This is a genomic window from Stenotrophomonas sp. P5_A8 (assembly GCF_056400545.1).
Genome location: NZ_JBFULB010000093.1, coordinates 1 through 12,666, shown reverse-complemented (window position 1 = coordinate 12,666; position 12,666 = coordinate 1). Strand labels below are relative to the sequence as shown.

Genomic DNA, 12,666 nt, shown 5'->3' with positions numbered 1-12,666 from the left:
GTCCAGCGGGGCGTGCGTGAGCCGGCCGTAGAGCACGGTCTGGTGCAGGGGCGCCAGCAGAAGCAGCACGAACAGCACACGTCCCGGCCCGCGTGCATTGAACGCCAATTGGATCAGTATCCAGGCGAGGAATACATAGGGATAGAAGAAGTAACGCGGTCCGGCAGTGAAGGGGTCCAGCGGATCGATGGGTACCCGGGCCGCGGCGGCCGCCACGGACAGGACGAAGCAGGCGACAAGGCCGGCCAGCACATCCGACCCCTGCCGCCTCTGCGCCCAGGCAGCCAGGGCGATGACCAGAGCAAGAGCCGCCCCGAGTCCTGCAAATAGCGCCGGCTGGCTGTTTTCCGGATGCCAGTAGAGGAAATGCCCCATGAACCGCTCAAGCAGGGGCTGGATGCCCGGCAGGGTACGATGGGCTTCCGACGCAATCGGGTTGTACAGCACCAACGCGGCCTGCACCGCTGCCGAAGTCCCGGCCGCCAGCAGCATCCACCACTCGTTGCGTTGGCGAAGCAGCAGCGCGCGCAGACCATACAGCGGTGCCATCATGACGATCAGCGGCGAGGAAAATGCGCCGATCACCAACATCGGCATGCGCCAGCGCAGGGAGGGCGCACGACGTTCATCCCAGAACAACGGGATTACAACGAGGAATGCTGCCCACCACAGCACGTAGGCCGAGGTCGTGAACACTTCAGGGTCTGTCGGGACGGCCAGCACCGCCAGCGCGCATGCCCACGCGCCGCGCAGACGCGTCGGTGCAACGGCAAGGATGACCATAACTGCGACGGTAACCAGCGCAGCCAGGCCAAGGCTGATCTCCGGCAGCCACCGGAAGGAAATCGTCACCGCAAGCGCGTTGATCAGCTTGTTGGGAATCAGGATGTAGCCGGCCACCGGGTGGAAGAATGTCGCCCAGCCGTACTCAAGGAAGTGCGGCAACAGCTCCTTGCCGTCTTCGACCCACACGTAGGGATGGCTCCACTGTGATGGTCTTCGCAGCATCATCGCCGCAAGCGTCGCAACCGAGATGCAGATTGCTGTCAGGACCGATCGTCTACGACTGCGAACTTCCCGTTCGGTCCCCGGCGCTACCGAGCCGCCAAGCCGAGAGAGCCACGGGTAGAGGATCGCCAGCAGTACCAGCGTGATGCTCACCGGAGGCCATCCACCGAATCCGCCGGCAATGCCCACGCCGATCCAGCCGAAACCCTCTTTGGTCTGGTCGCTGACGACCAAACGGCTTTCCTGCGCCTGCAGTGTCGCAGGCACGTCGATGGTCCAGCGCACCCATCGATCGCCGGCTCGTGGCAGTACGACCGCCTCGCGGTGCCCGTCCGCCCCAATCAATGCGGCGCTGATCCCGGGAGTATCACCGTAGCCGGCGATGTCCACCGTCATCGATCGCGTGCCGGGCGTTATCGGGCCGACGACGAGGTCGGCCAGATCGGCATTCTGCTGGTCGCAGAATGTGATGGCCCTGGGCGAGGCGGACGTGGATTGCTTCAGGAAGTGGGAGTAGGCCTGCGAACACCCACCAGTGATGCTGCCGCGATAGCCATCGTCCGCCAGTCCTATGCTGGCGACGACGATCGCAGCCAGCAGCAGCAGAAGCCGGACGACGGCGGTTTGATTGCTGCCAAGCGCAGCGGCCAGACGTTCGACTCGCATGTTGTTCATTCGTGTTGGTTTCGTGCATTACATGGATGAGATGGACGCCCCACCAGGCAGACACCCCCTCAAGGGTGCGCGAAGGCTCAGCGCTTGAGGACGATGGAGCTGTAGCGCGGGTCGCAGTAGCTCTCACGGATCGCTTCTTCAAACGGCGTCTGGGCCACGCCGAAGATGGCCTCGGTATCGACCCCCTTGAAGTCGTCCCCGGCCGACAGCGCCTTGAGCTGGTCCGCGGTAAACGGAGGCTTGCTGCTGAAGACGCTGTACACCCGCAGCAGGAAAGCAAAGAAGCCGATGGGGATGTGCACGATCACCGTCCGCAGGTTCTTGACCTTCTTGATGGTGCGGATGATGTCCACATAGTCCACCCGCGTGGCGCCGACGATGTCGTAGGTTTCGCCGGTAGGCTCGCGCGCGATGCACTGGGCGATACAACGGCAGAAGTCGCGCTCGTACAGCGGCTGGCGCATGAAGCGGCCGTCGCCCGGGATCGGGAAGACGGGCGTGCGGGCCATGAAACGCGACAACCAGCCCAGGTGCTTGGGATCGAACCAGCCGAACATCAGGGTGGGGCGAAGCACGCAGTGCGCGATGCTGCTGGCGCGTACTTGGGCTTCCTGCAACTTCTTGGTTTCGGTGTAGTCGTCGGTGGCCACCGAGTTGACCACCGAAGAACTGATATGAACCATGAACGGTACCCGGTGCTGGTCGCACGCGGCAAGCACGCGTTCGGTCGCCTGCAGGTTGTTGCGATCGAACAGGGCGCGGAATTTGCCGGTGATCTGGRCATGCAACTGCACCACCACGCGGGCGCCGGCAAAGGCGTCGGCCCACTCGCCCGGTTCGGCCAAGTCAGCCAGGATGGTTGTCACGTCCGGATGCAGGCGGCGCAGGATCGCGAGGTTGTGCTCATGTTTGTCGATCGCCACCAGCTGGGAATACCCCTGCTGCTTCAATTCGACGATGAGGTTCTGCCCCACCAGGCCTGCGGCGCCGGTCAAGACGATCTTGTCATTCTTGTTTGCCATGGACGAACTCTGGAAATGTTGGGAGAACGGGATCAGCGCTTGTACGCCACGACCAGGGCCTGTTTGCCGAGGAAGCGCCACGCCAATGGGATACGCAGGTACAGCGACACCAGCCACGGCGCCTGCGGCAGCCGGCTCTTGGTGGTGTAGGGAAGGAACCTGGGTACGACGACCTTGGGATCCAACCCAGCCATCAGGACGCCTTCGACCAGGCTGCGATCGCTGAGCGCGGTGTGGTGATCGAAGTAGTCCCAGTACTCGTCGTACAGGAAGCGGATGTTCGGCTGCAGAATGATCACGCGGCCGCCGGGGCGAAGCATGCGTGCGCTCTCGCGCAGCGTCTGCAGGACCAGGTCCTTGCTTGGCAGGTGTTCAAGGAAGTTGCTCATGAACACCGCATCGACGCTGCCGCTGGGGATGGAGCTCACCGCCGTGCAGGATTCGTTGATGATGCGGATACCGTCGGCAGCGAACTTGCGCACGTCCGGATTCAGGTCCACGGCAATCTTTTGCGCGGCCGGAATGTTGTTGATGAACTCGCAATAGCCGGCACCGATGTCGACCACGGTCTCATTGGGACTGACGAAGCGGCTGAAATACTGGCCGCACAGCACCTGCCAGATGCGGTTCTTGCTCGCAAGTTCCTGGGGCGAGAACCGGTGGCGGTAGAGGACGTCGAGATCCTGGTCGATATCGGGCATCGGACATGTTCCTGGGAAGGGGGAAGGCGAAAGGAAAAGCGGATCAAGTCCACATCAAGCTGGAGCGAAGCGCTCTGGATGCAGGCACCCTGGCGCATCCGGCCCGCCACGGGGCGGTAACGGCTGTGCGCGCGTGCATCTTCCGTATGCGTTTTGTCAGCCCTTTGGAGAGCATGGTAGGTCAAGAGGACGGGCTGACGCAGTGCGTCCCCCGCCCCAAAATGAATGGGGGTTCGATCAGGCGCTGGCCACTTCCGCCAACCGGGTGCCGACCGCGATGCTCTCGTTGATGGAACGGTCCTCTGGGTAGTAGTAGGCCGTGTCGGCCATGAAGAAGCCTTCCACTGGCGTCTTCATGGGCGGCAGCATGTCCTGGAACCCCGGCGGGCAGATGGTCTGGGCGTACTCATAACGGTGGCAATGGGTGGCCCGGATCCATTCCGGCTTGAACGCCGGGTTGATCATCGGCAGGTAGCTGATCACCTCGTCGATAAGCTGCTGGTTGCTCCACTGCCACTTGGGGTGGGTTTTGGGCATGTAGTACGGGGCATAGACGATGTGCTCGCCCGGCCCATTGCCCGGGTTGAGGTTGCTGTACTCGATCAGCCCCGGGATGGTGATCCGCTCATCGCTGATGTTCATCCAGAAGTTCTCACTCACCGGCTTGGAGAGCTTGAGGATGACGCAGGCCACCGGGATGTTCTCGATCGCGCCGACCTGTGCGGCAAACGCGGCCGGCAGGCCCGGAACGAGCTTGGGCACATACTGGATCGGCGCGGTCGACACCACGCGGTCGTACGCGATGTGTCCGTCCCGGGTGACGATGCCGGTGACCTTGCCGTCGGTCGAGGCGACTTCCTCGATGGGCTGGGACAGCAGAATCCGGCCGCCGAGTTTCTGCACGTGCGCCGCCATCTTCTGCAGCAGCACGGCCGAACCACCGTCCAGGTAGCCCATGCTTTCATTGAAAAGATTGCGCCGCGACAGGGCCACGCGCTTGATGCGGGTACCAATCCAGGAGGCCGACAGGTCGTTCTGGTACTCGAAGAACTTCAGCGCGAAGGCCTTCTCCCACATCACCTTGTAGGCCTTTGGCCCGATCCAGCGGGTGATCCAGTCGCGCGCGTTTTCCTTGTCCAGCGCGGTCCAGTCCTGGATGCCCTTGGTATGCATCACGTGCAGGGCATAGCGGACCTTGTCGATCAGGCCCAGGTGCGGGAAGCCGAGCAACGCGAACGGGGTGCCCCATTTGTGCAGCTTGCCTTCGTAGTAGTAGCCCATCTTGGTGTCCGTCCAGTGCAGGCGGTCGGACAGCTGCATTTCATCCAGCAGCTTGAACAGCGGATAGTCGGTCTTGCAGATGAAGTGGTAATAGCGCTCGATGCGCAGGCCGTCGAAATCGAAATCCGCGGACATGCCGCCAATGCGGTCGTCGCGCTCGAAGATGTCGACCTGGTGGCCGCGCTTGAGCAGCTCCAAGGCTGCCATGAGGCCCATGGGGCCACTACCGATGATGGCGAATTTGCTCATTGAGGTCATGTCCGTTCGTTGCTGTTTGTTCGGCGCTGCAGCACATTTCAGCTCCAGCGCGGCGGTCGATCAGGTTCCAGCGTGTTCCAGTTCTGTGCCTGTCTGGGCGTGCAGACTGCGCGGCGGGCGCTCGACCTCGGCGGCGGTGTGTGGTGCGTGCAAGGGCGGGCTGTATGGGCTGGCCGTGCGCCAGAGGGCCGCCAGCAGCCCGCCGCACAACGCCACCGTCCCTACGAGATAGCCGATCTGCATGCCTGGCAGGAACGCCCGATCCAGGGCATAGGCCCTCAGTGCCACGGCAATGCTGGCCAGCCCAACGACGTAGAACAACACCTTGCTGGTGCGTGCGAGGGCGACCAGGATCGCTGCCTGCATCAGCAGTCCGCCGGCATAGGCACCTTGATGGATGGAGGTGGCCCCGGCGTCAAACATCGCCACCATCCAGAACACCAGGACCAGTAGCACCGTGGCGAGGATCTTCAGCAGTTCAGTGAGGGCAGGATCGCGCACCCCGCGTGCCCGGCTGCGCCAATACAGCGCTGCCAGGCAGGGCGGAAGCAGCAAGGGCGAGGCGAACCACATCGAATAGAACAGGTGGAAGAAGCTGACTTCGATGAACGATGCAGTGGCGGACGCGCTGTTGTTCACCATGACTGAGAGCGCATCCACGGGTGCACTGAGCGCGCCACGGGTGATGATCATGATGTCCTGCAGCCGCGCATGCAGCCACTGCGAAGGCGTCAGGTGTGAGTAGGCATCGACCAGCGCATGCAGCGCGCTTTCGGTGCCGGGTGGCACCTTGCCGGCGAAATGCCATTTGATGAGACGATCACCGGGAGGATCGATGAAACGCTGGTAGGCGATCCAGGGCAGATAACCTGCCAGGGCGACAGCACCGGTGCGGGTCAGCATGACCAGGCCCGCGCGTCGGTACCATGCCAGTTGCATCAGCGAGGCGCCGGCGAGGAAGAACAGGGCGCCCCCGTGGGACAGCATCGCCATTGCAGCCGCGATACCGGCCTGGCCCCAACGTCGCGGCATCCCACCAGCTGGGAAAAGGGCGCCGTAGTAGATGAGGCAGAACGCCGCTGCGAGCAGTTTGGGCCAGACAAACAAGGCGTTGACCAGTACCAGTGCGGACAGGCACAGCGCAAACAGGGTGAGCGTTCGAACCGATCTGCCGGCGAAACGATCCAGCAGGGCCGCCAGCGGAAGCAGGAACAGGGTCTGCGCCCAGGTCGAGATACCCTGGTAGACCAAGCCATGGGCCTGGGGCCAGGTGTCGCGCACCATCAGGTACAGGCCGGCCTGCAGCGGGGGGCGGTCGCTGCTCAGCCAGTCGCCGATCATCGGAACATCGAGCCGGCCCTGCGCGAGCATGTCGCCAAACAGCATGGGCAGCCACGCGTCGATCGGGAGCGGGCGCCATCGGCTGGCGCCTTCTGCGTTTGGCATGCCATTGCCATGGAACGGGAACAGGCCGATCCACAGCACCAGCAGCGCCAGCAGCAACACCGGCAGCAGTTCCTTCTGGATCCCTGCAAGCTCGCCGAACGTGCGGCCAGGGCGCCGTCCGGTCCGCAGGGCCCATGCAAACGGAAGTAGCACTGCCACGGCGGATACCACACTGCCGAGCGCGGCCGATCCGACGAAGGCGATGAACACCAGCAGCCAGATGCACCCTGCGGCAAGCAGCCCCGTGAGCGCCCGTTCGCGAGGTGTGCCGACGCGCGGCAGGCAGAACGACAACACGGTCAGCCACGCATTGCCCAACAGCACCGCCAGCAGCAACGGAAGCAGGCCCTGCTTGAACGTGTCTGCGAGCGTGACGGTGGATGCCCCCAACCCGGCCCATCCGTACATGCCGGTTGCGTGATCCTCAAGCACCACGCTGAATGCTTCCCGTGACACGTCCTCGGGGATGGTGAGATTCACGCGCTGCCAGCTTTCCCGAGGAGTGGGCAGCGACAGGATGGGGGCGGTTCTGCCGGATTGACCGACCGCGCTCAGGTTGATGCCGTGGACAGACGGGTAGCCGGTGAGCATCACGTCGATATGCCGGGTACCGGCAGGATAAGGCTGGGTCTGGATCCTGCCGGTCCAGTCATCGCCACCATCGCAGCGGGTGATGCGTCCTTCGACGGACGCATCAACTGGCAAAAAGGGGAAGGTCGATGGCGAGCAGCCACCCTGCATCGCCCGCGCAGGATCCGTCGGTGTGTTGCAGCCGGCCAGCATCAATACGCAGATCAGCAGGACCAGGCAGCGCGCGCCGAGCATATTTTTGATCCTGGCCCGCGACACGCCACGTCCATCGGCATCGGCATCGGCGGCCGCGCCGGTGCCTCCCCTGTTGTGCAGTGCAGTCATGTCAGAGCGAGATCTTGCGGAAGACAAACTCAGGAATGTTCTTGATCACCATCATGATCGCCCACCAGAAACCCGGCAGGTAGGCCACCGCGCGCCGCCGGTCGGAGGCGCGCACGATGCCCTGCGCGACCTTGTCGGCCGAGGCCCACAACGCGCCCTTCTTGAAGGCCTGCGTCATCGGGGTATCGACGAAGCCGGGCTTGATGGTCAGCACGTTGATGCCCAGCTTGCCCAGGCGCTGGCCTTGCCCGCTCAGGAACGCGGTGACCGCCGCCTTGGCGCTGCCGTACAGGTAGTTGCTGGCACGGCCGCGGTCACCGGCGACCGAGGAGATCACCGCCAGGTTGCTGCCGGCCGACAGGCGCTGGGCCAGTGCCGTGCACAGCGCGATGGTGGAGGTGCCGTTGGTGATGAACTCACGCATCGCCAGATCGACCGACTGGTCGCAGGCGGCCTGGTCGGGCAGGGTGCCGTGGGCGATCAGCACCGTATCGATACCACCGCTGGCCGCCCAGGCGGCGTCGAGCATGGCGGCGTGACCGGCCAGGTCGTTGACGTCAAGCGCATAGGCGTCCACCTGGTGGGCACCGCGCACGCGCAGGTCGGCGGCGATGGCGTCCAGGCGGTTCGCGTTGCGGCCGACCAGGAAAATCGTGCTGGCGCGGGTGGCATACAGCCGGGCCACCGCTTCAGCGATGGCGGAGGTGGCGCCGATGATCAGAACCTTTTGCATGCTTACTCCATGACCCGGCGCCAGAAGCCGGACGAAAAACGGGGATCGATATGGTGGGAGAAGGCCTCCCAGGCCGGGAAGGCCTGGCGGAACAGGGCGCCGGACATGCGCGCATCCTTGGCCGGGTACACCGCCCCGCCCGCCTCGGCGACGATACGGTCGAGCCGCTCCAGCATCCTGAACAGGTCAGGCCCGGTATTCGGGAAGTCCAGCGCCAGTGTCGTGCCCGGGCGCGGGAAGGAAAGCATACCCGGTGCCGGGGCATCCCCGAATTCCTTCAGGACCGCCAGGAACGAGCCGCGCCCGCTGCGCGAGATCTCCGACAGCAGGGCGGCGGTGGCCTCGCGCGCGGTTGCCGGCGGCAGCACGCACTGGTGCTGCAGGAAGCCGGCCGGGCCGTACATCCGGTTCCAGTCGTTGATGCCATCCAGCGGGTAGAAGTAGCTCTGGTAGTGCGACAGGTGGCGCGTGCGGCGGCCGGGCTGGCGCCAGTAGTACAGGGTGTTGAACGGGCGCAGGGTCAGGCCGTTGACCATCGAGACCGGCGGCACGAACGGGATGCTGCGGCGGGGCATCGCGCTGGGCGTGGCCGCCCGCGGGTCGCCCCGGGCATGGTCGCCGCGCAGGAAGTGGCCGCGCCCGAGCTGCTTGCCGGTGGCCAGGCAGTCGATCCACGCCACGGTGTATTCGAAGCCCGCGGCCGAGTCGCGCGAGAGCGTGAAGAACTCGTCCAGCGAGTCGAAACGGATGGACTCGGTTTCGATCCACGGCCCAGGCACGCGCCGCAACTGAAGTTCGGCCCAGGTGATCAAGCCGGTCAGGCCCAAGCCGCCGATGGTGGCGACAAACAGCCCGGTGGCGTCATCGGCACCCAGTGCGATCCGTTGGCCGTCGCTGCGCAGCAGCTCCAAACCCCGCAGGTGGTGGCCGAAACTGCCGGCCCGATGATGGTTTTTGCCGTGCACATCGTTGGCGATCGCCCCGCCCACCGTGGCGTAGCGGGTGCCGGGCGTGACCGGCAGGAACCAGCCCTGCGGCAGCGCCAGCTCGATGATCTCGGCCAGCGTCACGCCGGCCTCGCAACGCACGATGCCGGTTGCGGGGTCGAACGCGATGAACCTGTCCAGCGACCGCGCCATCAACAGCGTGCCGCCCGGGTTGAGACAACTGTCGCCATAGCTGCGCCCATTGCCATGGGGCAGCATCAGGCCATCGACGGCCGGCAGCAGGGCAGCACGGTCGGTGACCGGCGCCAGCTGCTGTGTCGCCCGGGGGTAACGCCCCCAGGACTGGCCGCCGGCAGACCTCATATCGCGGCCAGCACGATCACCACGCCCAGCGCGATGACCATCTGGCTGCCACGGTCGGTGGCGGCGAATACAATCGGGTCATCGTGCATGTCGCCGCGATGGGACACGATCCACATGCGACTGATCCAGTACAGCAGGATCGGGCACAGCAGCCACAGCACCTTGGGATGGCGGTACAGCTCCATGCTCTCGGGGCTGTTGATGTACAGCGCGAACACCAGCACGCCGATGTAACCGGCGGCCGCGCCGAGCGACTGCACCAAGGGGAGGTCGGCGACCGAGTAGCCGCGTCCGATCGCCAGCTCCTTGCCATTGGCCAGGGCCGAAGCCAGCTCGGTGTAGCGTTTGAGCATCGCCAGGCTGAGGAAGACGAACATCGAGAACGCCAGCAGCCAGAACGACAGTTCCGAGCCGATCGCCACGGTGCCGCCGATGATGCGCACGGTATACAGCGCGGCCAGCAGCACCACGTCGATCATGACGATGCGCTTGAGCTGCAGCGAGTAGCCCAACGTCATCACGTAGTAGCACAGCAATACCAACGCGAACGACGGGCTGCACAGCAACGCCAATGCGAACCCGGCCAGGGTCAACAGCGGCGCGACCAGCAGACCGTGCAGCAGCGGCAGCGTACCGGCCGCGAACGGACGTTTGCGCTTGCGCGGGTGCATCCGGTCGGGGGTGAGGTCGAGCAGGTCGTTGAGCAGATACACGCCCGAGGCGCACAGACCAAAGGCCAGGAACGCCGTGCCGGCATCCACCAGTGCTGTGGGGTCGAGGAAGCGGTGCGCGGTCAGCAGCGGCACCAGCACCAGCAGGTTCTTCAACCACTGATAGATGCGCAGCGCCTTGATCCAGGTCAGCAGGCCCCCATTCTGCGCGGGCAGGTGCGCCAGCACCTCGGTGCGCTTGGCCGCCTCGCGGGCCAGGCCCTCACCGTTGTTGACCACGATGGCGCCGCCGGCGTGCGCCCAGACCTGCAGGTCGACCCGGCCATTGCCCATGTAGTCGAAGCCGCGTTCGCCGAAGCGCTCGGCCAGCGCCTTGCCCTTGTTGTGGCCGGACAGGTTGGTGTGGCCATCGCTGGCCATCACCTCTTCGAACAGGCCCAGATGGTCGGCGATCGGCTGCACCAGCATCTGGTCCGACGCGGTGCACAGCACGCGCGGTCGCTGCGTAGTGGTCCGCAGAATCTCCAGCACGCGCTCGTCGTAGGGCAGGGTCTCGGCAGGCAGCTGCACGCGGGATGCCAGCTGGCGCTTGACCGCCGCCTTGCCGCCGAGTAGCCAGAACGGGATCAGGAACAGATACAGCGGGTTGCGGGCGAGCAGGGCGAGGAGCGATTCATAGAGGATGTCGCTGCGCAGCAGCGTGCCGTCCAGGTCCACGCAGAGGGCACGATGTTCAATGGCCAAGATTCAGGACTCCGGCGGTTGTGGGCACGTTGTGCATGGAAAAAGCAGTGTTCTCGTCCAAGGAAATCAAGCTTGCAGTGCGGTGGTCCACTCAGCGCATCCCGTGGCGGCTGGACGGCAGTTCGAGGCTGAGCATGGCCAGCATCCCCACTGCGACGGCCATCCAGAGGCTGACCAGGCGGATACCGACGGCAGCGGCCAGTGCGACATCGAGCGAGGTTCCCAATGCGCCCAACATCACCACGATGGCCGCTTCGGTGGTGCCCACGCCGCCCGGCACGAACGATACCGCACCTGCCAGCATCGCGACCGGATAGATGCCCAGCGCATGCTGCCAGGCCAGGGGGATGCCCATCGCGTGGCACAGGTAGGCGAATGCGGCTGCGGTGAGGGACCAGGCGAGCGCACCCAGGGCGATTCCTGGGCCGAGGGTGCGCAGGTGCAGCAGCGGTCCGGCATCCCTGGCGCCACTGAGCAGGAAGTTGGCGAGCTGACGAACCCGTTTGCCCGGCAGTCGGGCGGCGACGCTGTCCAGGGTGGCCTGCAGCCACGGCCAGGCGACGGCCAGGCACAGCGCCAGAAGGAATCCCAGCACGACGCCGACCAGCAGGCCAAAAGCCGGGATCAGCGTGGCCGCGCCGAGTCCAAGGAAGACTATGACCAGCAGATCGAGCCCACGCTCGTAGATGAAGGTGCCCAGCACCGTCCTGGGCGGCACCTGGAACATCCCGAAATAGCGGATCCGCAGCAGCTCCCCGGCCTTGCCAGGGGATGCGGTAAAGGCGAAGCCGGCCAGGTACGCGCGTAGGCCCGCCCACCACGGAAACGCGCGATGTCCTTGGGCGGACAGCGCGGTATGCCAGCGCTGGTAGCGAATCGCGAAGCTGAGCAGGACCAGTACCGCGCATACGGCAAGAGGGCCCGACAGGTCCGCCAGCCTCGACAGGATCCCGGTGCCGTGGTCCAGATACACCAACAGCCCCAGATAGCCGGCACCGATAACCAGCAGAAAAGCGACCGAGCGCTTCCGCTTGGTGTCCGGATCGGGTGCGAGGGGGCTATCGTGAAGCGGGCGCATGGGTCGGAGCTCCGCTTTCTGGCAGCTGCTGGTCGAACCGGAAATTGTACCAAAATCGGGTGTCGCTTTTGAAGCAGATGGGCTGAAAGGGGTGCCTCACTGCTTCAGATCCCTGGCATCCGTCGTATCCAGCGGAAGCCGGCCGAATCGGGCGATGTCGGCAACTCAGTCGGCGTCGATGACCATATCCATCGACTTGTAGCGTTCGATGACTCGCTTGCTCTCTTCGTAGTAGGTCTTCTGCGACGGCGGGACGTAGTACTCCGAATAGGAGCCGTCGCCATCGGTCAGGATGTATTCGGCGCCGAGGTTGGAGACCTTGTCCACTGCGCACTTTTCGAAAAATGTGCAGCCGAGAAACAGGTTGTGGGCCTTCTTCACCCCGAGCAGGCTGATCAGCGATGGCGCCAGGTCCAGCGAATTCTTGCCGGCCACGTCGATCATCCGGTGCTCGGCACCTTTCCAGTACATCAGCAACGGGATGGTATCGACGAAGTACCCGTGGACGCGGTCATCTGCCCGGACCGCGTTGGGTCCGGGGAAGGTGGAGTGGTCGGCGGTGAACACCAGCAGCGTGTTCTCATGCAGGCGGCTTGCCATGAAACGGTCAATGAACCGGCCGAGATCGCGGTCGTAGGTATGGAAGCGGTTGAGCAGCGGGTTGTCGCCGCCCGCATAGGCGTACTCGCCGTCCAGAAACGCGTGCGTCTGAAAGTTGTAGGCAGCGGCGAAGAAGGGCTGGCCGTGGGGCTGCGACTCAAGTTCGGTCAGCATGGTGTCGAACAACGCGCTGTCGGAGAGATACTTGGGACGCTCGCCTTCGC

General features: G+C 64.7%; 10 protein-coding genes. All 10 read right to left on the bottom strand.

The window, feature by feature from the left end:
- Positions 1-1,683: hypothetical protein (locus tag AC1DQP_RS08885; RefSeq protein WP_478051434.1), on the bottom strand; the 1,683-nt coding region annotated here is incomplete at its 3' end.
- Positions 1,684-1,760: 77 nt separating this feature from the next.
- Complete coding sequence (locus AC1DQP_RS08880) at positions 1,761-2,705, bottom strand: NAD-dependent epimerase/dehydratase family protein (protein ID WP_478051433.1); 945 nt, start codon at positions 2,703-2,705, stop codon at positions 1,761-1,763.
- Positions 2,706-2,737: 32 nt separating this feature from the next.
- Entirely contained in the window at positions 2,738-3,406 is a 669-nt protein-coding gene (locus tag AC1DQP_RS08875; protein WP_478051432.1) for a class I SAM-dependent methyltransferase, read from the bottom strand.
- A 237-nt stretch (positions 3,407-3,643) separates the two neighbouring features.
- Positions 3,644-4,936, bottom strand: a complete 1,293-nt coding sequence (locus AC1DQP_RS08870; protein WP_457319619.1) for an NAD(P)/FAD-dependent oxidoreductase — start codon at positions 4,934-4,936, stop codon at positions 3,644-3,646.
- Positions 4,937-5,005: 69 nt separating this feature from the next.
- Positions 5,006-7,306, bottom strand: coding sequence for a hypothetical protein (locus AC1DQP_RS08865; RefSeq protein ID WP_457319618.1), 2,301 nt, complete (start codon positions 7,304-7,306; stop codon positions 5,006-5,008).
- Between the two features lies 1 nt (position 7,307).
- Positions 7,308-8,039 carry an SDR family oxidoreductase gene (locus AC1DQP_RS08860; RefSeq protein ID WP_457319617.1) on the bottom strand — a complete coding sequence of 244 codons (732 nt, stop codon included), beginning with the start codon at positions 8,037-8,039 and terminating at the stop codon, positions 7,308-7,310.
- A 2-nt stretch (positions 8,040-8,041) separates the two neighbouring features.
- Positions 8,042-9,349, bottom strand: a complete 1,308-nt coding sequence (locus AC1DQP_RS08855) for an FAD-binding oxidoreductase (RefSeq protein ID WP_478051431.1) — start codon at positions 9,347-9,349, stop codon at positions 8,042-8,044.
- Positions 9,346-10,737 carry a UbiA family prenyltransferase gene (locus tag AC1DQP_RS08850; protein ID WP_478051435.1) on the bottom strand — a complete coding sequence of 464 codons (1,392 nt, stop codon included), beginning with the start codon at positions 10,735-10,737 and terminating at the stop codon, positions 9,346-9,348. The genes AC1DQP_RS08855 and AC1DQP_RS08850 overlap by 4 nt, the downstream gene beginning before the upstream one ends.
- A gap of 118 nt (positions 10,738-10,855) precedes the next feature.
- Positions 10,856-11,842 (bottom strand): lysylphosphatidylglycerol synthase transmembrane domain-containing protein, encoded by a 987-nt coding sequence (locus AC1DQP_RS08845; protein ID WP_457321522.1) that lies wholly within the window; start codon positions 11,840-11,842, stop codon positions 10,856-10,858.
- Between the two features lie 165 nt (positions 11,843-12,007).
- Positions 12,008-12,666, bottom strand: a 659-nt coding sequence (locus tag AC1DQP_RS08840) for a sulfatase-like hydrolase/transferase (RefSeq protein WP_478051430.1), incomplete at its 5' end; no start/stop codon positions are given.

Coding starts and splice junctions, on each gene's coding strand:
- AC1DQP_RS08875 (WP_478051432.1), bottom strand. CDS start 3,406: ATGCCCGATATCGACCAGGATCTCGACGTCCTCTACCGCCACCGGTTC.
- AC1DQP_RS08860 (WP_457319617.1), bottom strand. CDS start 8,039: ATGCAAAAGGTTCTGATCATCGGCGCCACCTCCGCCATCGCTGAAGCG.
- AC1DQP_RS08870 (WP_457319619.1), bottom strand. CDS start 4,936: ATGAGCAAATTCGCCATCATCGGTAGTGGCCCCATGGGCCTCATGGCA.
- AC1DQP_RS08845 (WP_457321522.1), bottom strand. CDS start 11,842: ATGCGCCCGCTTCACGATAGCCCCCTCGCACCCGATCCGGACACCAAG.
- AC1DQP_RS08855 (WP_478051431.1), bottom strand. CDS start 9,349: ATGAGGTCTGCCGGCGGCCAGTCCTGGGGGCGTTACCCCCGGGCGACA.
- AC1DQP_RS08865 (WP_457319618.1), bottom strand. CDS start 7,306: ATGACTGCACTGCACAACAGGGGAGGCACCGGCGCGGCCGCCGATGCC.